Here is a 21,963-nt window from a genome sequence, read left to right as displayed (position 1 = left end):
CTGAAAACATCGTCATCGTGATGAACATCACGATCTCCGTAATCACTTACCTATGATTGGAATTCCCCCATAGCCGAGGAATAAGGTCTATTGGTGTTTAGGTTAACATCTCAAGAGATCCCGTTTTCCATCGGGATGACGAGTGGTTGTAACTTTCAAAAACATCGTCCTCATGATGAAAATTACGAGCCGCTTTTCTACAGTCTCCAAAAACATCGTCATCGTAATGAATATCACGATCTCCGTAATCATCCACCTATGATTGGAATTCCACCAGACCACCATAGCCGAGGAATAAGGTCTATTGGTGTTTAGGTTAACATGGCGAGAGATCCCGATTTCCATCGGGATGACGAGTGGTTGTAACTTTCAAAAACATCGTCATCGTGATGAACATCACGATCTCCGTAATCACTTACCTATGATTGGAATTCCCCCATAGCCGAGAAATAAGGTCTATTGACGTTTAGGTTTACACGGCAAGAGATCCCGATTTCTATCGGGATGACCAGTGGTTTTAACTTTCAAAAACATCGTCATCGTGATGAATATCACGATCTCCGTAACCACCCACCTATGATTGGAATTCCCCCCTAGCCGAGAAATAAGGTCTATTGACGTTTAGGTTAACATGGCAAGAGATCCCGATTTCCATCGAGATGACGAGTGTTTTGGGGATCTGCGTTTCTTTTCGCAGTTATGCGTTTCTTTTCGCAGTTAAATATAATTTAGAATTTAAGATTTCACCTATTCATTTTAGTGTGCATACTTTTGTTCAGAAGGTGGCAATGACTAACGCTGAACGCAATTGGCTGAATTTAGACGGATATTTCTCCCATCTCCCACGTCTTTTTTAATGGCTAAGTGAGTCAATAAAAGCGCCAGAATTTTCTATATTTCTAAATATTCTTTATACCCATCCGCCAATAATATAACTGTCTTACGCAACACTAGCGAAGCTAATTTCTTACCCTATACTCTGACTATTGTTTAATACCAGCCGTATTTATAGTGCAGGTGTTGGCAATGTAAGTTGTATTTAGTTATCTATTTTTTTCATTTTTGAGGAAATTATTATGGCGACTAACCAAGATAAAAAGAAACAGCAGCAACAGCCGAAGGATTCTTACAAAGACTCTCAGCGTAGTCCATCCAAAAACAAACCTTCTGGACAAGAACCCACTCGTTAATCTTTTATTTTCTTAGCATTTACAGTTTTACTATATGTAGGATTTTGAAAGGGGAGCACGCTCCCCTTTCTGATATATTATATCAACGAGGGGGATTTGCCTGGGATTCTACTTTCTCGCGCAAACGTACTATTTCTTCCATGAGGTCTCGCATTGTGGGTTCATCACTCGCCTCCTCTTCAAGCTTGCGTGCCTTTATACTTTCCTGCTCCATTACGTTCACGACAATTCCAATCACCATGTTAAGAAACGCGAACGCGGTAAAGAATATGAAAGTCAGATAGAAAATCCAGCTCAGGCCATAGACTTCCTGCGTTTCGTACATAACGTCAGTCCAATCCTCAAACGTCATTATTCTGAACAGCGTTAGCAAGGAAATAGTGATATCGCCCCACAATACAGGGTTTATCTGTTCAAATAGGGTCGAACCTATTGCTGCGTATATGTAAAAGATAATAAACATCAGCAGCATTACATAACCAAGCTGGGGGAGTGCTTTTACCAGCGAAACCAGTAATACACGTAATTCTGGGATAATAGAGATCATCCGAAGCACTCTGAATACCCGTACTAGACGCGCCACTACAGCAAGTTCGGCGTCATCCGCAGGAATGAGACTGATCAAAACAATCAACGTATCGAACCAGTTCCAGAAACTTTTGAAAAAAGAGCGTTTGTTGGGCTCAGCGAGAAAACGAATAGTGATTTCTGTCAAGAAGAATAAGCTGATAAACCAATCCAGAATAAGCGTTACACTGCCAAACGAAGGTGGCATATCATAGGTTTTTGCCCCAACTAGTAATGCAGAAATAACGATGACCGCAATCACAAAGCTTTCAAATAGCTTGTTCGCGCGAATTGACTCAAATTTTTCGTGTAATTGTGTGACGTTCATTGCTAATGGGTAGTTACTACTGGGGCCCGGATTATAGCAATGCCAGCCGAAATTAGAAAAAGGGTTTTGCTAATGAGGGTGAAAATTGTTTCCATAATATATCGATTGCGAACGAGGGTAATAGCGTTTTCCATCATTCGTTTAAATTGGCATGCTGATCCGCCCGATCTGGCTTTAACGCCTATATTGCATATTTCTTTAGGCAGATCCGCCTTACACACCCACCGGGCTCTTCACACGCGCACTTAAAAAATCCGTATTGATAAGAGGTAGTAAATCTTAATGCTATCAAGATTAGTAACTTACCTCCTGAGGCAGATGTAAACGCGTAGTACCCAAAAGATTGCAACAGGGGCACGTCATTATCTGTTATAGATACGGATAGGCAGTTGCGGCTAGTTAACATAAAAGCTGCAATACTGATGCAGTGATAGACAAAACCCTTGCCATAGTTGTTAACTGTTAGCTAATATGATCGAGTAACACTCTCTCTTGATAAACGGCGGGTTCATGGAAGAGAAAATCCAAATGATACAGGGTAAATGTAGTCAATTATCCAAAGAGTTGGAAAACTATCAGGTAGTAAAAGGAAATGTGTCAGAACTTAAAGAAAAGCTGGCAGGTTTTTTGGAAATACTTGAGCAGTTAGACAGTTATTCGGCTAAATAGACGCAATATCCAAAGGTAGCCAAACGCCTGTAGTGGGCGTTTGGCGATGTCCTTTTATTCTTCAGTAACGGGTTCTAAGCCTTTGTTAATCATTTTTACATCGGTTTCGGTTAAATTACCGGCCGCTTGTTTAAGGTTAACTACCGCCTGAATAAAGTCGTAGCGAGCACCAGAAAGGTTACGACGAGCATCGAACAGATTTCGCGTGCTATTTAACACGTCAACAATTGTTCGCGTTCCCACATCGAAGCCAGCTTCCGTTGCCTGCAGGGCACTGCGCGCCGATACAACCGCTTGTTCTAAAGCACGGATGGTGGAAATAGAAGCTTTGACATCGTTGTAAGAGCTACGTACAGACTGTACCGTTTGACGATAACTATACTCTAAGTCTTCACTGGCGGAGACGTAAAGATGACGAGCCTGATCTGCTAAAGCGGACGTTCTGAAACCAGAAAAAATAGGTACAGAAAGCTGCACAGTCGCGCGATAGCTGTCTTGCCATGGGGTCTCATAAGCAATAGCGTTATTGGAGGAAACGTCATCTTTCGACTTATTTGCGGTTGCGGTTAACCCTAACGTTGGTAAGTGGCCCGATCGCGCAATCGCGATATCTTCTTTCGCAACATCAACCGCTAAACGGTTTGCTAGCAACGTAAGATTCTTATTTTCTGCAATTTCTAACCATTCGTTTACATTTTGCGGTGCGGGTGGCTCTGCTGAGAAACTCTCTGTATCTAAACCGTATAGTTTGTCATGATATTTTCCAGTGATAACACGCAGGGATTCTAAAGCAAATTCCAGCTGATTCTCCGCTTGTATTTCCTGAGCCACGGTATTATCAAAGTTAGCTTGTGCTTCGTGCACATCAGTAATGGCTGTTAAGCCGACCTCGAAACGTTGCCTTGTTTGTTCTAACTGGCGCTCAATCGCCCGCTTTTCAGCACGGACAAACGTTACGCTGTCGCGGGCCCGGAGTACATCGAAGTAAACCGTAACAACCCGTACAATAAGTTCCTGTAAGCTGGCTGCGTATTGAGCATCACTTTGTTCTGCCAGTTTTTCAGCGCGATCTAATCCTACCCAATTAGCATGGTCATATAAGGACATAGACAGATCCAACCCATACGCAGTGGTATCGGTATCTGAATCCAAGGTAAATAAATCGTCTTCGCTAATTGGCTGCGTGCGCTCTCCACCTGACATAGTGTAAGAAACATAGCCCGATAGTTGCGGGAGTAGATCTGCACGGTTTATAGATATTCCCTCAAAAGCTGCGTCACGTTGTGCTTTGGCACGATTAACTTGAGCATCATTCGCCATGGCTTGGTGGTAAACTTGCATTAAATCATCTGCTAAAGCGGACGTAGTCAGCCCCATCCCAATGATTAGCGAGAGTAAGGTTTTTTTCATGAATGCGCCTTCCAATATTAAAATTCGGCCATTTTGACCTATTATTGTGCCAAGTGTATGAAATTATTTTGGTTGTAAACAGTAACTTGTAGTAACAGTCCGTGTTTATCTGTAACAGAATATGTTTTTTGCGTTAAATTTACTATCTTTGGATACGCCAAACTTTTCTAGTGGTCGTGTTAGTATTCTATATAACGATGATAATGGCTTTATCAATGGAAGTGGCTGCAAATGAGCAACGAAATTTTAACATTCACCTCAAAAGACGTCGACATTCTTGAAAAGAAACGGGTTTATGACGGCTTTTTTAAGATGGTGCGATATGATTTTAGGCATAGGCTATTTGAGGGTGGCTGGAGTGAGGTTGTTCGTCGAGAAATCTTTGAACGAGGGCACGCCGTTGCGATTTTGCCCTTTGATCCTGCTACGGAAGAGTTTGTTTTGATAGAGCAAGTTAGGATTGGTGCGCAAGCAACGTCTAATACCCCGTGGCTGATGGAAGTTATTGCCGGTATAATTGATGAAGGTGAAACACAAGAAGACGTTTGTCATCGTGAAGCGCAAGAGGAAGCGGGCATATCCCTTACCAATTTAACGAAAGCTCTCAGCTACCTTGTCAGCCCTGGGGGAACCACAGAGCGAGTTCATATTTATGTCGCCCAGTGTGACTCTACTTTTGCTGAAGGCATTCATGGACTTGAGCATGAAGCTGAAGATATAAGAGTGCATCGGGTTAAAGTCTCTCTAGCAAAAGAATGGCTAGAGAACGGAGTTATCGACAACGCTGCCGCCCTGATTGCGCTACAATGGTTCTTTATGAACAAACAACGTTTACTAGAGAAATGGCGCCAAGGTGAGAAATAAAAGTCGCAAATACGTCCCTCCTCTGGCGAGCATGCAAGCGGTGTGTGAGCATAATTACAGTCGGTTTTTACGCATGCTACCAGATTGTGATACCGAAGAATTGTGTTACCGTTTCACGGTCGCAGACGGTTTGGCGTATTGCATTACTATTCTGGATTCAGCACGTTACACCAGTACGGTTTCGGTGGAACAGATCAACCAACGGGTGCCGTCATTCATGAAGCCCTGTATGGTAGTACGACTTTATCATGATGCAAAAATGGCCGAAGTCGTAAGCAGTCAAAATACGGGTGCGATTGCTGCATCTTACGATTATCCGAATGCAAACATGCATGCCAAGAATGAAAAGCAGATGGTGAACGTATTTCTGGCGGAATGGTTGCAATTCTGTATTAAGCTACGCCCCCAAGTATTAAACGAGGTGTAATGCGCCTCATCCAATTGTCAGACTGCCATTTGTTTGCCGACAAACATGCGGTAGGGTATGCCTCAGTCAATCCCTATGAAAGTCTTAAGCAGGTTCTTAAATTGTCTGCTTCATTGCGACCGGACCTCGTGGTCGTAACGGGAGATATCAGCGGGGATAACAGTGAACAAAGTTATCGCCACTTTTTAGCGCTCGTTCAGGCCCACCTTAGCACCACCGAAGTTTCGCTTGTACCGGGTAATCACGATAACAATGAATTCTTTATAAACGTAGTTGGTGAGTATTTACTTCACTCCGCTTTTCCTATTGAAATTGGGGGGTGGGAAGTACATGGCTTCGATACACGCTATAAGACTACATTAGGCAAAGTTAAGGACGTACAATTAGAACAGGTTAAAGCTAATGTACTTCGCAGCCCTGACAAGCATCACATGGTGGCGCTCCATCACCACCCCGTCGCCGCCAACAGTTGGATGGATACACATGCTTTATATAATCGGGAAGGACTTATTGATTTTGTAAAAAAAGCCGCTCAAGTTAAACTCCTTATCCATGGACATGTTCATTTCCCCTTGAAGCGAACGATAGATAAAAAACCTGTATTGGGGGTTCCCTCTACGTGTTGGCAGTGGAAGATGACAAAAGAGTTTAACGTTTCTACTGAAAAACCTGGGTTACGCATCATTGATCTACATAACGATGGTTCTTGGACCACCCAAATAAGGAGACTGTAATGCAGGAAATTTTATACTTACACGGTTTTTTAAGTTCACCGGAATCACAAAAAGCAATGCAAGCCAGAGAATACTTTGCGGAATTCCATCCAGAGGTGAAGGTCCATTTCCCCCACCTTCCCGACGTTCCTTCTAAAGTAAGTGAGCAATTACTTGGGTATGTTGAAAAAAATCTTAAAGGTGTAGAAAACGGACTGCGCGTTATCGGCAGCTCAATGGGAGGCTTCCTAGCCACCTGGTTGGTAGAAAAATTTGGAGGAAAAGCGGTATTAATTAACCCAGCCGTTAAACCTTTTGAACTGTTACAAGACTATCTTGGGTCACATATTAATCCCTATAGCAAGGAAAGCTTCACACTGGACGAAGAAGATATTACTTTCTTGAGGCAGCTGGATACGCCTGCCGTTACCCAACCCTCGCGTTATCGAGTGATGCTGCAAACAGGGGATGAAACGCTAAATTATAAAGATGCTGAATCAAAATATCAGCACAGCTTATTGGTGATTGAGGAGGGTGGCGACCATAGTTTCCAAGGTTTTGAAAACCACCTTGATGAAATAGCACGATTTTTACTCGCCAGTTCGGAATAAGTATCTCGGTTTAAATGCCGGGCACGCCAAAAAGAGGCAGATGTGAAAACTGTGTCGCATGGCTATTTACCTAAATGGCAACCCATAACGTAGTGAAGCAGGTTGCGAACAAAAAAGGTGAAAAGTAAAAAGTAATAACCATTACCCACTTATAGTGTTAAGGAATTGCTGGAAACTTGCACCCCTGATAACATCATCCAATTAGTTAAACCATTTGTAGTAAGGTTGAGCCTGACGTATCAGGTTACCTAGCATAAGGCACATAATAAAATGTCAGATCAGTATAACGCCGATGCAATTGAAGTGTTGAACGGGCTTGAGCCAGTTCAACGCAGGCCTGGAATGTATACCGATACCACCCGCCCGAACCATTTGGGGCAGGAAGTTATCGATAACAGTGTAGACGAAGCTTTAGCCGGTCATGCTTCAAATATCAAAGTAATTTTACACGACGATCAGTCACTAGAAGTGATAGACGATGGTCGGGGCATGCCAGTGGATATTCACCCAGAAGAACGAATCTCTGGCGTGGAGCTGATCATGACCAAGCTGCACGCCGGTGGTAAGTTTTCGAACAAAAACTACGAATTCTCTGGTGGTTTGCATGGGGTGGGTATTTCTGTCGTTAATGCACTTTCCACCAAGGTAGAAGTGGTTATTCGTCGTGACAGCCAAGTTTACCAAATTGATTTTGCCAATGGTGACAGAACTCAAGACTTACGGGTTATCGACAGTTGTGGTCGCAGAAATACAGGAACTCGGGTTCGATTTTGGCCAGATCCCCAGTATTTTGATACGGCCAAGTTTTCTGCGTCTAAACTTATGCACAATTTACGAGCTAAAGCCGTGCTATGCCCCGGATTGCGCATAAAGTTTGATGATAAAGTGGCAAAACAAAGCGAAGAATGGTTTTATGAAGATGGACTGAAAGACTACCTTTATCAAGCTGTGCAGCAATACGAAACACTACCCCAGGATACGCCATTTGTAGGTGCTTTCAGTGGTAATAAAGAGGCTGCGGATTGGGCGGTAATGTGGTTGCCAGAGGGAGGCGAGCTCACGAGCGAAAGTTATGTAAACCTTATCCCAACACCCCAGGGCGGTACTCATGTCAACGGGTTGCGCCAAGGCTTACTTGAATCTATGCGCGAGTTTTGTGAGTTTAGGAACCTGCTACCCCGCGGGATAAAGCTAACGCCAGATGATATCTGGGATCGGTGTGCCTATATCCTTTCTACTAAAATGCAGGACCCACAATTTGCAGGACAAACAAAAGAAAGGCTTTCTTCTCGACAGGCATCGGCGTTTGTATCGGGGGTGGTGAAAGATGCGTTCAGTTTATGGTTAAACCAGCATACTGATATCGCTGAGTCTTTAGCCGAAATGTGTATTAGTAACGCCCAGCGCCGATTGCGGCAAACTAAAAAAGTTGCGCGTAAAAAGGTCACTCAGGGTCCCGCATTGCCGGGTAAACTTACAGACTGTTCATCTCAAGATCTCAATTATTCAGAGCTGTTTTTGGTGGAAGGGGATTCAGCAGGGGGCTCTGCAAAACAAGCGCGTGATCGCGAATTTCAAGCAATTATGCCATTACGTGGAAAGATTCTGAACAGTTGGGAAGTGGACTCATCACAAGTTTTAGCTTCTCAGGAAATTCATGATATTTCAGTGGCCCTGGGCATTGACCCAGACTCTGAAGATCTGAGTGGTCTGCGCTACGGTAAAATTTGTATCCTGGCTGATGCCGATTCAGACGGATTACATATCGCGACCTTGCTATGCGCCTTATTTGTAAAACATTTCAGAACGCTGGTGGAAAAAGGACATGTGTATGTCGCGATGCCGCCCTTATTTAGAGTCGATATAGGGAAAGAGGTTTACTACGCGCTGGATGAGGGGGAGAAACAGGGAATTCTTGATCGCATAGAAGCCGAGAAAAAACGAGGCAAAGTTAACGTACAACGCTTCAAGGGACTGGGCGAAATGAACCCGATGCAGCTGCGAGAAACCACGATGGACCCGAATACGCGCAGGCTTGTGCAACTTACTATTAATGACGCTGAAAGCATGCTTGAGTTGATGGATATGTTATTAGCCAAGAAACGCTCTGGCGACCGTAAAGTATGGTTGGAAAGTAAAGGAAATATGGCCGAAGTCGTGGTGTAAGCAATAGTCTATGATGAGTTTTCTTGAGGAAAGATAGCCCTGCAGTAATAACGTAAATACATATTATTACTGCGAACCTAAATGTAGCGGACAATGATAAGAAATTATAAGAAGGAAGGGTGGGCACATTATTTATGTTCAATTTATCCTTATATAAAGTGAAAGTTGTTAATACTGCGCTGTACGTCAGGGTATTTTCCGACTCAAAATTTTCAGCTAAACGGTTATTTCAATGTCAGCAGCAACGCCATTATTAAAAGACGCCAAAGCAGTACTTTTCGATCACGACGGTACGCTTGTCGATTCTGAAGAAATTCATTTTACGCTATGGTGTGAAATACTTAAGGAACATGGCGTCACATTATCGCGACACTTTTATAGTGAAGTGATGGCGGGTATCCCGTTAGTAAAGAATGCGTATGATGCGGTGGACGCTTTTTCGTTAAGGGTCGATGCAAAGGTTTTGATTAAGAAAAAACAGCAACGGCTTAAGGATTTTCTTAGCAATAACGCGTTTCCACTTATGCCAGATGCGCGCATGGCTGTAGAGCGTTGCCTGCAAAGAGGACAACAACTAGCTATTGTTACCGGAGGAAGCAGAATAGCGACCGACAAGACCCTTAGCGAATACGGCTGGCAGCGCGCATTTTCGGTGACAGTAACTGTCGAAGATGTAAAAGAAAGTAAACCCGCCCCCGACTGTTATAAGAAGGCGCTTTCATTGCTCGGTGTTACCGCTAATGAGGCAGTAGCAGTGGAAGATACAGAGCATGGTATGCAATCGGCGTTAGACGCGAATCTTCGCTGCATAGTGATCCCCACAGCGCTTTCAAGCAAACAAAACTTTTCGAAAGCATCAGCCCAGTATAATTCACTGGCAACGTGTCTGAAGAATGAATACTAACGAAAGGATATAGAATAAGTGTTCAATAGAAACAATCATGTGCACCGCTCAATAACCTACCTAATGGCAGTATTATTGTGACGATCATTCGAGGGTTGTTGTTCGCTTTTTTTATCGTTTTTATGCTTTTAGCCGTGCTTATATTTCTGGCGGTAGATAGCCAGCCCAATGTGAAAGCCACAGCGCCTGAGCAAATGCAAAATGCGGAAACGGTAAAGCAGTTGTTGTCCCAAATCAGTCAGAGTTTAAATGAACGTACCACTGAACAAGAGATAATCGTTTCCGAAGACCAACTCCTTAGTATCGTTGGTTTTATTCAGCGGGCGACGCCACGATTTAAAGGTAACGCTTTAGTCGGTGACCGGAGTGCATCACTTTATGCAAGTATCGCTTTACCGACCGAACTCACCCCTCTGTTCGTCAATCTTGAAATTACCGTTTTGCCGGATGATAAATTAAACGTAAGTTATGTGCGTGTAGGTAGTTTGTCACTGTCTGGAGATTTAGCTGTGCTATTAGTGGAAAAGCTAGCGAATGCCTGGACAGACAGTGACATAGCGACTCAAGCGAAACAGCAAATAACGCAAATTTCTATGACAGACGACGACGTTATCGTTAAATTGAAGCCGCTTGACGCTTTTCTAAATAAACTGAATGAAATTCGCAATGGTATCAATGTCAAACAAGACGACGAACTTCGCGATTTGACAGCATATTACCTTCGGTATGCTTCTTGGCAGGAAATTGCACTATCGAAAGACCCCCAGCCTTTTGTGGATTACTTACGAGCGACGATTAAACGAGCTCAGGAAAGGAGTACACCGAAAACAGCTGTGTTACACAATAAGGCAGCTATTTTAGGGTTAGCAATTTTTATTGGCCATCACCGTATTGCTAATTTCGTGGGTGATGTCCATCCTGATGCGCAACGAGCACTTAAGCCTGCATCGCCCGCTTTATTAGGCGGACGCAATGATCTGGCCCGTCACTTTATTATCTCCGCAGCGTTAAAAGTGCTAAGTGAACAAGGGGTATCCCTCGCGATTGGTGAGTTTAAAGAACTTATGGACCGCGCCATGGGTGGAAGCGGATACAGTTTCGTGGACTTGATGGCCGACATTGCGGGTGTGAAGTTCGCGAATATCGCGACTCATCCGACTACAGCTACGCGACTACAGGAGATCATCGGTGAGACGTTTGACGAAAAGATGCTATTACCGTCCTATGAGGGGTTACCTGAAGGGTTAAATAAGAGCCAGTTCGAAGCAGATTATGATCGGGTCGATAGCACCGCATATCGCAAACGGGTCAATGAAATTGAGCGTCGGCTGGCCGAGTTACCCTTATATCAATTAGAATTCAGTGTTAATTCGCAATAACATTACGCACATATGATTGCGAATTGGTGGTATACCACTCTACTTTCAAGCGAGAACTGTTCAAAAATCACCAAGCGTTTCTCTTTACCACAGCCACTCGGGCCTTTTCATATCTTAGACACAGACAGCTGTTTAGGATGTGGCCCTCAATCCTTCACTTTTCACTCTACCAGCGTGTCTAGACAAGAATAACGCAGGCATGACGTAAGGTCTCACTTGTGCGGGTGCGAATTCTTTATTATTTGCGCAATGACGCCTGAAACTGACCGATGGTGGTTAATAGTTGTTCGATTTTTTGCACTAAAGCAGGTAGTTGCTGTTTAATGGTATCTTCATCTTTATCTTGTAAAGCGTTCCATTCGGTGGCGACTTCTTCAACGTATGGACCGAATCGTTTAGCTTGTGAAGAAAACCCACTTTGCTGAGGAAAAATTGCTTGAAACTTCCCCTTTTGTTCTTTTTGCAACGCGTCCAGCGCAGTATCGGCATCAATTGCTTTACGATATAGAACCTGAAGTGTTTCCTGAAGGGCGAGACTAATGTTTTGCATAACTAATGGTTTGTTTTCTGACTATCTTGAAAATTCGCCGAATAGTATCGCAAATAAGCAGAACCCTCTATAGCTATATGTTTTTTGTGCTTCAAATTAAAGATATTAGCAATCGAGCCGATACAAAACGTAGCGGGTAATAATGCCCGTTTTTGTAATGCTTAAGCAAAGAGGAAGTGGTATGGATCTACAAGGTGTAAGTGCCTCGGGAACCGGTGCGGCGCTTGAGTTGGCATCTCTTAAGATGGCTAAAAGCCAGCAAAAACAAGAGGGTCAAGCGACGCTTCAACTGTTAGAGTCGTCAGCAGTTGACGTACCTAAATCTTCATCCGCAAATCCAGCCGTAGGGGCCAACATTAATACCTACGCGTGATTTGAAACTGGTGAAAAACCAGAGATTACGGATGTAAATGTAAGTCTATAGGCGTTTTGCCAGGCTGGCCGCCAATCTCTCTAACGAGTTTTGGAACCAGAAAACCTGGCTGGCGCTTTATCAATTCAGCCATTATTTCTCTTGCTTTGCCATCGCTTACCGCAAAATGAGCTGCGCCTTGAACCTTATCTAAAGCATGTAAATAGTAAGGCAGTACACCCGCATCAAATAACGCCTCGTGAAGCTCCTCCAGCGTATCTGGATTATCATTTATTCCTTTTAGCAACACTGCTTGATTGAGCAAAGTAATGCCAGCTTGCTTAAGTTTTAGCAGTTTATTTTTAAGCTCTTCGCTTATTTCGTTTTTGTGGTTAGCGTGGATGACTAAAATTTTTTGTAAAGGTAATGCTGTAAACCAGTTAAGGAAATCGTGATTGAGCCGGTTGGGAATAACCACGGGAAGACGGCTGTGAATACGTAATCGCTTAATATGCGAAAGCGTCGCAATCTGCTGGGCCATTTCTGCAAGCTGAGCGTCTTTGGCCATTAACGGATCGCCGCCGGAAAATATAACTTCATTAATTTCTTTTTGGTTTTTTATATACGCTATAACACGTTCAAATTCCTGCTTATTGATAGCGTTGTCACTGTACGGAAAATGTCGTCTGAAACAATATCGGCAGTTAACCGCACAGCCGCCCCGTACAATCAATAAAACGCGGCTTTTATATTTATGTAGTACGCCTTGCCCGGCGGTATCATGTTCAAGTAACGGATCGTCACTGAAACCTTCGCTTACGTGAAATTCATTAGCTAGCGGAAATACCTGGTTTAATAAAGGATCGCTTGGGTCTTCCGCTTTCATCAATGAAGCAAAGTGCTGGGGAACACGCATTGGAAAAAGTCGACGTGCTTCGATATGGTGGGCGTATTCTTCAACGGGTAAATTTAAATAGCGAAGCAACTGGGAAGGATCAGTAAAGCTGTCAGCTAACTCTTTTTGCCAGTTATGCTCTACACTAGCACTATTTTTAGGTATTATTTGCGCCACTAAATTTTTACACCTTTTATTCTGTCAGAGGAATTATGGCTAATTACAGTACAAACGAGTTCAAGGGCGGTCTCAAAATCATGTTAGACGGCGAACCTTGTAACATCCTTGAAAATGAATATGTTAAACCCGGTAAAGGTCAGGCGTTCAATCGCGTTAAAATTCGCAAGCTGATTTCCGGCAAAGTGCTGGAAAAAACATTTCGCTCTGGCGAAACGGTAGAAGGTGCTGATGTATTGGACACCGAACTTGCTTACCTGTACTCAGATGGCGAATTCTACCACTTTATGAATAACGAAACATTCGAACAAATTGCGGCGGACGAAAAAGCTGTAGGTGAAAATGTTAAGTGGCTGAAAGAAAATGATGTTTGCACTATTACATTATGGAACGGCACGCCTATTACAGTCACTCCGCCTAATTTCGTAGAGCTGGAAATCACCGAAACCGATCCTGGTTTAAAAGGGGATACCGCCGGAACAGGTGGAAAACCAGCGACCTTGAGTACTGGTGCAGTTGTACGTGTTCCTTTATTCGTACAAACCGGCGAAGTAATTAAAGTGGATACTCGCTCGGGTGAATACGTTTCTCGCGCACAAAAATAAACGCTATATTAGAATGCGTCAGTGTTAATCTGACGCATATCTCACCTTATGAATCAATCTTGGAAACCTACAGCAACGCTCGCCAACATTCACGCACGCGCTGAGCTGCTACACTCTATTCGCCAATTTTTCGCTGACCGAGAGGTTATCGAAGTGGAGACTCCTCTGCTTTCAAATGGTACCGTCACTGATGTCCATCTGGCAGCGTTTTCGACCCAATTCAACTATGCGAAAGACGGTACTGATAAGACCCTATATCTACAAACATCACCTGAATATGCTATGAAGCGTTTGCTTTGTGCTGAGGTTGGACCGTGCTACCAAATAGGTAAGGCGTTTCGACACGAGGGAGAAGGACGCTGGCATAATCCAGAATTTACAATGTTGGAGTGGTACCGACCCGGGTTTGATCATCATCGGCTTATGGATGAGATGGATGACTTGCTTACGCTAATCTTGGGGGTAAGTCAGGCACAGCGCAAAAGTTATCAACAAGTATTTGCAGAAACTCTCGGCATTGATCCGCTTACCGTTTCTATTGAATCGTTGCAGCAAACATTATGTGAACAGCATATAGACGTACATGGAAATGACGTTTTAGACAAAGACGCGATGTTGCAATTACTGTTTAGCTACAAAATTGAGCCCATTATAGGTCAGGAAGAACCGTGTTTTGTGTATGGTTTTCCCGCTAGTCAGGCTGCACTCGCTAAATTAAGTCAAAATGACAGGCGGGTGGCAGATCGCTTTGAAGTTTACTTTAAAGGTATCGAACTGGCGAATGGCTTTAATGAGTTAGGCGATGCACAGGAGCAACGTCGTCGCTTCGATAATGATATAGAACAAAGAAAGTCGTTAGGACTGCCCGTAGTTGAATCGGATGAACGTTTTTTAGCTGCACTGGAATGCGGCTTACCGCCGTGCGCGGGGGTGGCCTTGGGAGTAGACCGTTTGCTTATGCTTAAGACTGGAGCTAATCATATTGATCAGGTGATTAGTTTTCCCGTTTCGCGTGCCTAATTCGTGAATACGGCGATTAGATTCCGAAAACTACATGCGGACGATACACCGTTTGTCATTGCGCTGTTAAACGACCCTCAATGCTTGCAATTTATAGGGGATCGGGGGGTCTATAGTGAAGCTGACGCGAAATGTTACATTAGGCAAAATCTTCAGCATTTTGACGAGCATGGTTATGGCTTATGGGTTGTTGAGGCATACCTAAGTGACGCTGTTGGACTATGTGGCTTGCTCAATCGGAATGTTTTTAAGTGTCCTGATTTGGGGTTTGCTTTTCTACCTAAGGGCAGGGGAAAAGGAATTGCTTCGGCAGCGGTTACAGAAATTATTGAGAAGGCAAAAAACGAGTTTGGTTTGACCTTTTTAACAGCACTTTGCGACCCGGGTAATACGCGTTCTATTGCGCTTCTAAAGAATCATGGATTCGTAATGTATGGGCAATACTTTTTTCCCAATTCGCGTAAAGCCAGTAATTTACTTTGGCTTAATCTTAGCTAAGCGCTTTTTCTGCCTATAATCGAAGCTAGCCTAATGCATAGATTTATCTCCCTTATTATCATCGCCTCCCGGGTAGAAAGGCTTAGTACACTTAAAAGTGGTAACTGTCTTGATAAAGCAGCAATATAATTACTACTGCGTTTGATTGAGGTAAGACGTGGTGTGAGCTATCTTACGGTAGGCTGATTTTGCGTGGGGAGGAGAGGGTAAACGAATAGATTATTTATTCCTTAAAGCATAAAGTTGTATAGTATCGTGGTCAGCATAGCAGTTGCTCGACAGCCTAACCCCTTTTATCGACTTATCCCATGTGGGAATAGACTATTGTTAAGCTTAACAATAGCCTGTCACGAACGATCCCTTATTACTCACTTTCAACCTAACTGGGCGCAGTCGCTTCTTCACACTGTTGTTTTTTTGAACTATCATTTACTCATCATCGCTGAGTATATAATTTGCAATAATTCGGGCTGTAGCGTGTCAGCCGCCAAACACCCAAGCTTACTTAAACAGTTGGCTATAGCAATATAAGGCGTAAAACATGAATATTGTGCGGTCGCGGAGAGTCAAATGATCAATCGATGCCGCAGCTTCAGGACGAATTTCAAGTTTTTATTATTTTACCTTACGATAGTAATGGGAACGACTGACTTTGCGTTCGCCAACCGTGACGAAGACGTGCAAGTTATCCGCATTCCTCAGGGACAAATCGGAAGCGAATTGTTCGAGTATTACCATGGGCTTCTGGTAATGGCACTAGAATTAACGGAAGAGACGTACGGAAAGGCGATAGTCGAGATAGAAAATATACCTACACTGCAAAAACGACAACAGTTGGGCTTAGAAAGGGCCCTAACTGACGTGATCTGGGGCATAAACACGCAGGTTAAAGAGGAGAATTTCTTAACGGTTTCTTTCCCCTTATCGGCTGATCTATTTAGTTATCGCATATTGGTTGTTAATCAGAGTGATAAACGATTTAGCCAACCTATGTCAGAAGCGAAGATCAAAAGTATGACCGCTGTACAAGGACGAGACTGGCGAGATTTTAGTGTTTTAGACTCGAATGGCTTTAACGTTGCTGGCGCAGACCACGATATGACCTACAGGTTGCTGGAAACTAGATTCGTTGATTATTTTCCCCGCTCAGTTATAGAAGTCTGCGAAGAATTAAATAGTCACCCAAATATGGTGATTTATCCGTATGTTGCCCTTTATTATCCGAACGTTATTCGTTTTTATATCCACAAGGATAGGGCCCAGTTGGCTAAACGCCTGAAAGAAGGATTAGAAAAAGCCTATGCTGAGGGAATTATATTACATAGACTTATCGCCCAACCATTTTTCAGGGATTTTGCCGCCTTGATTTATAGAAAACAGGTTTTTGAATTAGATTCTGATATTAGTGATGAAACGCGTTTATTGCTCTCTCATCCACTTATTACAGAGGTCAGGGACGTTATTAACGCATTACCAGAAACGTGGTATGAGCCGGAGTCAAGCGGACGATGTGAGTGGCGGAAAAATGACATTTCTCCGCCAAACGAAGCAAGAAGAGTAAATGAAAGCGTCCGTTAAAGCGGCGGCAGCACCGTCATTTTTTTAAGAATAATCATTTCTTTTGGAGCATTGTGTTCTCCCAGTGCCACCTTATACTCTGTTTCTACTTCAGCCATTTTGTCTACGATTTCAGAACCTTCGACAATCATACCAAACACAGAATAGCCCCAGTTTCTACCAGGGTTGAGGCTATCATTATCATTGATGTTAAAAAAGAACTGTCTGGTGGCTGAGTGAGGATTGTTCTGACGCGCCATAGCGATAGTATGCAGGTCATTCGTTAGTCCACTGCCTGATTCATTGAAAATAGGATCATAAGTGACTTTCTCGTCTAACTCTGGCGAATAGCCCCCCCCCTGCACTACGAAACCAGGTACCGTACGATGGAAAATGGTGTTGTTGTAGAGGCCATTGGCAGCGTAGCGAAGGAAATTATTAACGGTGATGGGCGCGCGGCGACGATCTAACTCGACCACGATATCGCCCATTGAGGTCTCTAGCTTTACTCGCGGATAATAATTATCAGGCTGCACCTTTGCCCCATCGTCTATAGGTTTGGCATTTACCATCGTAGATACCAATACATACAGGGTGATTAAACAACTGGCGAATAATTTTCTAATCATCGTGACTTTCCTCAACGTTATCGCTTTACGGCGCGCAATATGACAAATTTTTGATTACTGGCGACAAGCTTAACGCCACCGAATATTCGCTTCAACTTACTGTGATAATCAAGATGCCGATTTCCTACCACACTTAACTGTCCCCCCTTTTTCAATACGCGTTTAGAATCTTGAAACATCTGCCAGGCAATATGATCCGTGATTGAGTTTTGTTGATGAAAAGGGGGATTACAAACAATCTTTGTAACCGTCGGAGCGCCAGCGCTATTCACTACTTCTTCCAAACAATTGCTGGCGATGAATTGGCAGTTTGGAAGCTGTGCCGGAAAATTATCTCGCACGTTTTGCTCCGCAGAGGCTAAAGCCATATAGGATTCATCAATAAAACAGACGCGAATTCCAGGCATTAAAGCTAAAGCGTTTAAGCCGAGTACACCGTTACCACACCCCAAATCAATTAGGTGGTCAGTTTCCTCCACCTGCATGTGTTCAAGCATTATTCTTGCGCCAATGTCTATCGATTGACTGGAAAATACGTTTGCGTGGTTACTTAAGGTAATATTTAAGCCAGTGTAAAGCCTATGTTGCCAGACAATGGGGAAGGGTGAGGTTAAAGGTTTGTGTAACTTCGCTTGCGTTGGCGAAGCGAAAACTAACCGAGACTTCTTTTTTGCTAACGATGTAGTAGGGTGCCCAACGTATTTTTCAAAAAGTTGAAGTACGTTCCGCGTTATACTTTTGACTTTCCCCGCCGCGACTATTTTCGTTTCTGGGGTAGCAACTTTCATCAGCTCGATTAATTGATGCTCCAGTAGGTTAAGCGTTCGTGGTATTTTAATTAGAACAATATTGGGGCTGTCTGGTAACGGATTGATACTGGTATTCGTCTTCACTGGTTGCTGAACAAGCTTGTTGTCGCAAACTTCTACCTCATAGTGGTTCGCGCATAAATTATCATGCAGCGATCGGTGGGCGATCCACGAATCAGACACCCACGAGGGGGTAAGATCAGCAAACCAGCAACCCAATGCGCCGAACTCATCGTTAAGAATTAACATGTTATGCAGTCGTTCAGGCTCAGTGGATTCCATGATATAGTCAATGAGTAATTCATCTGCGCTATCCCATGCTTGCAAGCTAACATGTTGCGATTGAGCAGGATAACGAATTAAGTGCAATTCGCGATCGCGAAACAAAAATGTTGTATTCAATTTTCTATTGTTCATTTGAGGTGCAACGTTGAAACAGCCAGGTTTGTTTGAAAATTCAACTAATGAGGGCGAGAGTTTACCTCTTCCTGATGCGAATGTAACTTATTATGCTAACTGGCTTGCTCACGCAGAAGCCGACCAACTTTTAGATGTATTGCGCAAAGAAATAGCCTGGCAACAAGAAAAAGTCCAATTATACGGTAAGCAACATTGGGTTCCTCGGCTACAAGCGTGGCACGGCGATCCTGATTGTATTTATCGATATTCAGGCCTCACATTGAAGCCTGAACCCTGGGTATTCCCATTACTTTCGTTAAAACAACGCTGTGAGTCTGTAACAGGTAGTCGATATAATAGTGTACTGCTCAATTGGTATCGGCATGGACAAGACAGCATGGGCCTGCACGCAGATAATGAACCAGAGCTGGGTAACCAACCTGTCATTGCTTCAGTCACGCTAGGTGCTGAACGGCCATTCATCTTTAAACATCGAACAACCTCGCAACGGCATAGTCTGACACTAGAACATGGAAGCTTGCTTATAATGGCGGGTCGCACCCAGCAGTATTATCTGCACGGTATAAGCAAGACCGCAAAGCCAGTAGGTGATAGAATCAACCTAACATTTCGCTATATTTATCCACAGGAATGATCAATGCAGGTGAAATCATTTATTGAATCAACGCTTAACGCGCACCTTTCCCCCGTCACATTGAATGTATTGGATGAAAGCCATATGCACAATGTGCCAAGTGGCGCACAAAGTCACTGGAAAGTCACTATTGTCAGCGAATCTTTTACTGGTCTTAAATTAATTCAACGCCATCGTAAAGTGAACGAACTGTTAAGTGAAGCGCTAGCAGGCCCGGTTCATGCGTTGTCGTTGCATACTTATACTCCAAACGAATGGGAGAAGCGCGGTAAAAGCGTCGTGCCGTCACCCAACTGTATGGGGGGTGACAAAAATTAGCGTTCCCGCTGCGCTATTTGGTGCTTGCTGATCACTTTGCCATAAAAAGCGGTATTAACAATAAAATACCTAATCAGAACAATGCTATGGTGACAAACAAGTCGACTTTATTCGCGCCACGAACTTTACTTATTGTTTGGTTGCTCAGCGGATTATGCTGGGTTTTTCTAAAGCTAGCTATGGTGATAACAGCAGGGGAGACGTTCGAGATTGACTCCACTATTATGTACGCCTTACGTAGCAGCGCAGACTTATCTGACCCCGTGGGGCCCACTTGGTTGGAAGAAATCATGCGTGACTCGACGGCTCTAGGAAGTAACTGGCTTTTGGTAGTGATTACATTTGTGGTTGCGTGCTACCTGTTACTAATCGATCGCAAACGCATGGCTTTGTTTTTATTGGTTGCCATCATTTCCGGTATTTTGGTCAGCTTTGCATTAAAATTTGGTTTTTCTCGTCCTCGTCCAGAGTTAGTGCCTCATCATACCCGAATTTACACCAGTAGCTTCCCATCTGGGCACGCCATGATGTCGGCGGTGACCTATTTAACGCTAGCAGGATTGCTGGCTCAAGTTCAGAAGCGGCGTGCGATTAAAGCATTGGTCTTTTTTGTCGCTTTATTTACTATGGTATTAGTTGGCGCATCACGCGTTTATCTTGGAGTACATTGGCCAAGTGATGTGGTTGCCGGTTGGTGTGCTGGCGCGTTTTGGGCAATGATGTGCTTTCATATAGCGAAATATTTTCGCTTGCGACGAGCTGACTAGTGTTTTCGTAATAATTCTGGATGTCCTTCAACTTTCGACTCCTGGCATTGCCGTTCAAAGTGCCAGCTTTGGGTCGGGCGTTGGACACGGTTTCTACCCGAGCGCTTAGCCAAATAAAGTGCAGCATCCGCACTTTTAATTAACTCGCTGCCATCAGCTGTAGAAGTCGGATTTAAGCTGGCCACGCCAAAGCTGGCTGTTACAGTGACGTGATCGCCATCGTCAAGCTGAAAGGGCGTACTAGCAATGTTGGTGCGGATTACTTCCGCCAGCTCAAAAGCTGCTTGCTCTGAGGTATTGGGTAATAATACTGCAAATTCCTCGCCGCCATAGCGTGCGGCCAGATCAGCAGGACGGCTAATAAATTTACGAATACTGGCGGCCACTTGCGTAATGCATCTATCGCCAGCAGGGTGTCCGTAGGAATCATTAAACGTTTTGAAAAAGTCGATATCAAGCATAATCAGGCTGGTTTCTTTTCGTTCACGAATAGCACGTTTAACTTCATCCTTTAAACGTTCATCAAACTCGCGTCGGTTAGCTAATTGAGAAAGTTTGTCTATTGACGCAATTTCACGAAGCTCCCTATTTTGTTCTATCACCCGTAGGTATAACGTCATGGTATTCAAAAGAAGCGCTATGAAAACAGACGATGAAGATATAAGACTTAATATTCTTGCTACATACCAGCCCACACTGAAGCGTGAACCCGAATACACCGCCACGATGCTTTCGCATAGCGCAGCAAGCATTGCCACCGCTAACCAGGCATAAATATCTGTCTTAAACCGCCCCTTGAAAACTACCATAAGTAAAGCAAGCGCGCACGCGAAGGCTACTAATGGCCCGATAACCTCTGTCAGGACATGGCTATAGTGATTATCGTTGCTGACAACCTGCGGGAATGCTACCCACCCCGATAACGTCAGCCAAAGTACAAGCGCCACGATAACTATTTCGGCGGAGTATAAATACCAGGCCCAAAATACAGGTCGATGGGTTACCACGGGTTCTGAACCGTTCAAGCTCAGAGCGACCGCAATAATTATTGGAAACCCTATGTGCCAGAATGTCCAAAGCCATGAGGCTTCGGTACCGCCAGCATGAAATGCGGAAACTACCGATATGCTTTCGGTTAATAGAATTATCTGCACCGGTGAGATCAGTGCAACCCATAGATAAGCCATCGAAAGAAATGCGTAAGTGAATCGACCGGTACGTAAGAATTGTGCCAGTAGAAGCAGGGCCGTAATCATTTCAAATATAATTACCGCGGTACCGTAAGAGCCTAAAAAAGAGGGGGAGCTTACGCCTTCTTCTGCACCGTTAACGATAGCCCAACCACTGCCGATCAGTAGAATGAAGCTTACAATAGCAATACTAACAAACTGCTTCTTTCCTGGTTTGATATCTAACTGTCTAACGGGCATTTGACCTGATTCGCGAGTAAAGTGTTCATGTAATTGATTATATTAGTTATTTTTCAGCAAGAACGTTGCCTGTC

The 21,963-nt window shown here is 43.8% G+C and carries 23 protein-coding genes; 16 read left to right on the top strand and 7 right to left on the bottom strand.

Translation table 11 applies throughout. From position 1 onward, the window contains the following. Positions 1-1,272 precede the first annotated feature (1,272 nt). Positions 1,273-2,085, bottom strand: a complete 813-nt coding sequence (locus OPS28_RS01810; protein WP_265607707.1) for an ion transporter — start codon at positions 2,083-2,085, stop codon at positions 1,273-1,275. Positions 2,086-2,595: 510 nt separating this feature from the next. Between OPS28_RS01810 and OPS28_RS01805 the strand changes: the two genes are divergently transcribed. Beyond that, complete coding sequence (locus OPS28_RS01805) at positions 2,596-2,754, top strand: hypothetical protein (RefSeq protein ID WP_265607706.1); 159 nt, start codon at positions 2,596-2,598, stop codon at positions 2,752-2,754. Between the two features lie 54 nt (positions 2,755-2,808). On the opposite strand, the gene tolC is transcribed toward OPS28_RS01805, so the two are convergent. Then, a complete protein-coding gene (tolC, locus tag OPS28_RS01800) occupies positions 2,809-4,164 on the bottom strand; it encodes an outer membrane channel protein TolC (RefSeq protein ID WP_265607705.1) in 1,356 nt (451 codons plus the stop codon). Between the two features lie 231 nt (positions 4,165-4,395). On the opposite strand from tolC, the gene nudF reads away from it, so the two are divergent. From nudF to OPS28_RS01765, 7 genes are all read left to right on the top strand, one after another. Then, positions 4,396-5,028, top strand: a complete 633-nt coding sequence (gene nudF, locus OPS28_RS01795) for an ADP-ribose diphosphatase (RefSeq protein WP_265607704.1) — start codon at positions 4,396-4,398, stop codon at positions 5,026-5,028. Between the two features lie 31 nt (positions 5,029-5,059). Then, the gene (locus OPS28_RS01790) at positions 5,060-5,455 is read left to right on the top strand and encodes a DUF1249 domain-containing protein (protein ID WP_265607748.1); all 396 of its coding nucleotides are present in this window, start codon (positions 5,060-5,062) and stop codon (positions 5,453-5,455) included. Next, positions 5,455-6,189, top strand: a complete 735-nt coding sequence (locus OPS28_RS01785) for a metallophosphoesterase family protein (RefSeq protein ID WP_265607703.1) — start codon at positions 5,455-5,457, stop codon at positions 6,187-6,189. The genes OPS28_RS01790 and OPS28_RS01785 overlap by 1 nt, the downstream gene beginning before the upstream one ends. Beyond that, positions 6,189-6,779, top strand: a complete 591-nt coding sequence (locus tag OPS28_RS01780; protein ID WP_265607702.1) for a YqiA/YcfP family alpha/beta fold hydrolase — start codon at positions 6,189-6,191, stop codon at positions 6,777-6,779. The genes OPS28_RS01785 and OPS28_RS01780 overlap by 1 nt, the downstream gene beginning before the upstream one ends. A 270-nt stretch (positions 6,780-7,049) precedes the next feature. After that, positions 7,050-8,945, top strand: coding sequence for a DNA topoisomerase IV subunit B (gene parE, locus OPS28_RS01775; RefSeq protein ID WP_265607701.1), 1,896 nt, complete (start codon positions 7,050-7,052; stop codon positions 8,943-8,945). A gap of 232 nt (positions 8,946-9,177) precedes the next feature. After that, positions 9,178-9,849: an HAD family hydrolase gene (locus OPS28_RS01770; protein ID WP_265607700.1), complete on the top strand. Its 672-nt coding sequence runs from the start codon at positions 9,178-9,180 to the stop codon at positions 9,847-9,849. A gap of 77 nt (positions 9,850-9,926) precedes the next feature. Beyond that, entirely contained in the window at positions 9,927-11,228 is a 1,302-nt protein-coding gene (locus tag OPS28_RS01765; protein ID WP_265607699.1) for a hypothetical protein, read from the top strand. Between the two features lie 238 nt (positions 11,229-11,466). Here the strand turns inward: OPS28_RS01765 and OPS28_RS01760 are convergent, their stop codons facing one another. Continuing rightward, the gene (locus tag OPS28_RS01760; RefSeq protein WP_265607698.1) at positions 11,467-11,778 is read right to left on the bottom strand and encodes a hypothetical protein; all 312 of its coding nucleotides are present in this window, start codon (positions 11,776-11,778) and stop codon (positions 11,467-11,469) included. A 181-nt stretch (positions 11,779-11,959) separates the two neighbouring features. On the opposite strand from OPS28_RS01760, the gene OPS28_RS01755 reads away from it, so the two are divergent. Further along, entirely contained in the window at positions 11,960-12,151 is a 192-nt protein-coding gene (locus tag OPS28_RS01755; protein WP_265607747.1) for a hypothetical protein, read from the top strand. Between the two features lie 25 nt (positions 12,152-12,176). Here the strand turns inward: OPS28_RS01755 and epmB are convergent, their stop codons facing one another. Then, on the bottom strand, positions 12,177-13,202 hold the full coding sequence (gene epmB / locus OPS28_RS01750; protein WP_265607697.1) for an EF-P beta-lysylation protein EpmB: 1,026 nt from the start codon (positions 13,200-13,202) through the stop codon (positions 12,177-12,179). Positions 13,203-13,237: 35 nt separating this feature from the next. On the opposite strand from epmB, the gene efp reads away from it, so the two are divergent. The 4 genes from efp to OPS28_RS01730 all read left to right on the top strand — a co-directional run bounded on the left by efp (position 13,238) and on the right by OPS28_RS01730 (position 16,903). Continuing rightward, positions 13,238-13,807: an elongation factor P gene (gene efp / locus OPS28_RS01745; protein WP_265607696.1), complete on the top strand. Its 570-nt coding sequence runs from the start codon at positions 13,238-13,240 to the stop codon at positions 13,805-13,807. A gap of 48 nt (positions 13,808-13,855) precedes the next feature. Further along, complete coding sequence (gene epmA / locus OPS28_RS01740; protein ID WP_265607695.1) at positions 13,856-14,827, top strand: elongation factor P--(R)-beta-lysine ligase; 972 nt, start codon at positions 13,856-13,858, stop codon at positions 14,825-14,827. Between the two features lie 3 nt (positions 14,828-14,830). Next, a complete protein-coding gene (locus OPS28_RS01735) occupies positions 14,831-15,325 on the top strand; it encodes a GNAT family N-acetyltransferase (protein WP_265607694.1) in 495 nt (164 codons plus the stop codon). A 636-nt stretch (positions 15,326-15,961) separates the two neighbouring features. Next, entirely contained in the window at positions 15,962-16,903 is a 942-nt protein-coding gene (locus tag OPS28_RS01730) for a hypothetical protein (protein ID WP_265607693.1), read from the top strand. Here the strand turns inward: OPS28_RS01730 and OPS28_RS01725 are convergent. Further along, entirely contained in the window at positions 16,900-17,454 is a 555-nt protein-coding gene (locus OPS28_RS01725; RefSeq protein WP_265607746.1) for a peptidylprolyl isomerase, read from the bottom strand. The two genes, OPS28_RS01730 and OPS28_RS01725, sit on opposite strands and share 4 nt — an antisense overlap. Before the next feature lie 74 nt (positions 17,455-17,528). Next, a complete protein-coding gene (locus OPS28_RS01720; RefSeq protein ID WP_265607745.1) occupies positions 17,529-18,722 on the bottom strand; it encodes a methyltransferase in 1,194 nt (397 codons plus the stop codon). Positions 18,723-18,750: 28 nt separating this feature from the next. Between OPS28_RS01720 and OPS28_RS01715 the strand changes: the two genes are divergently transcribed. The 3 genes from OPS28_RS01715 to OPS28_RS01705 all read left to right on the top strand — a co-directional run bounded on the left by OPS28_RS01715 (position 18,751) and on the right by OPS28_RS01705 (position 20,459). Beyond that, entirely contained in the window at positions 18,751-19,374 is a 624-nt protein-coding gene (locus OPS28_RS01715) for an alpha-ketoglutarate-dependent dioxygenase AlkB family protein (protein WP_265607692.1), read from the top strand. 3 nt (positions 19,375-19,377) lie between these two features. Then, positions 19,378-19,692, top strand: coding sequence for a BolA family protein (locus OPS28_RS01710; protein ID WP_265607691.1), 315 nt, complete (start codon positions 19,378-19,380; stop codon positions 19,690-19,692). Positions 19,693-19,871: 179 nt separating this feature from the next. After that, entirely contained in the window at positions 19,872-20,459 is a 588-nt protein-coding gene (locus OPS28_RS01705) for a phosphatase PAP2 family protein (protein WP_265607690.1), read from the top strand. Here OPS28_RS01705 and OPS28_RS01700 read toward each other — a convergent pair. Beyond that, complete coding sequence (locus tag OPS28_RS01700) at positions 20,456-21,889, bottom strand: sensor domain-containing diguanylate cyclase (protein WP_265607689.1); 1,434 nt, start codon at positions 21,887-21,889, stop codon at positions 20,456-20,458. The genes OPS28_RS01705 and OPS28_RS01700 overlap by 4 nt on opposite strands. Positions 21,890-21,963: the final 74 nt, after the last annotated feature.

It is taken from the genome of Alteromonas sp. ASW11-130 (assembly GCF_026183735.1).
GTDB lineage: Bacteria > Pseudomonadota > Gammaproteobacteria > Enterobacterales > Alteromonadaceae > Alteromonas.
The sequence above is the reverse complement of the archived record's forward strand: the minus strand, read 5'-3'. Positions and strand labels throughout refer to the sequence as shown.